Genomic DNA, 545 nt, shown 5'->3' with positions numbered 1-545 from the left:
CAATAGTATAAATACCATTGCTTTTTTAACTAATAGTTTTCTTAATGGCTACATCCACAGCTGCCACCACAACCGCCACAATTATTTTCCATTGATTCTACTAATGGTTTTAAAGTTAATCCTCTACCTTCATTTTCTTCAGTAGATAAAATCATAAATCCACCAAAAGTATCTATTAAATTTGGAGTCATTATAAATTTAATATCTTCAAATTTCTCAACAATATCTTCTTCATTTTCATTATCTATAGTTATGTTAAATGCAGGACCACTGCAACCATAGCCAGCTAAGTTTATTCTTATGTTCAAATCAGTTATATTATTTTCATCTAAAAAGTTTTTAAATTCTGTATATGCTTCTTTACTCATAGTAATTTTATTCATTTTAACACCTGCTTCATTTAATTGATAATAATTATTATTTAATTATATAGTGTTATTTATATTTAATCAATGGTAAAAAATGTATCATTATAATGGCGATTATGATAAATTTATATATATATTTACATAATTTATAAAATGGAAAAAATTTTTGCTCTATGA

The 545-nt window shown here is 24.0% G+C and carries 1 protein-coding gene; it reads right to left on the bottom strand.

The features are described from left to right. Positions 1-41: 41 nt before the first annotated feature. Positions 42-383 carry a HesB-like protein gene (locus GBZ86_RS16685; RefSeq protein WP_152892513.1) on the bottom strand — a complete coding sequence of 114 codons (342 nt, stop codon included), beginning with the start codon at positions 381-383 and terminating at the stop codon, positions 42-44. Positions 384-545 lie beyond the last annotated feature (162 nt).

This window comes from Clostridium tarantellae, assembly GCF_009295725.1.
In the GTDB taxonomy this organism is placed as follows: domain Bacteria; phylum Bacillota; class Clostridia; order Clostridiales; family Clostridiaceae; genus Sarcina; species Sarcina tarantellae.
This window is presented reverse-complemented; position numbering and strand designations above follow the sequence as displayed.

Excerpts from the sequence above, each read along its gene's own strand:
- GBZ86_RS16685 (WP_152892513.1), bottom strand. The coding sequence starts at position 383 with ATGAATAAAATTACTATGAGTAAAGAAGCATATACAGAATTTAAAAAC.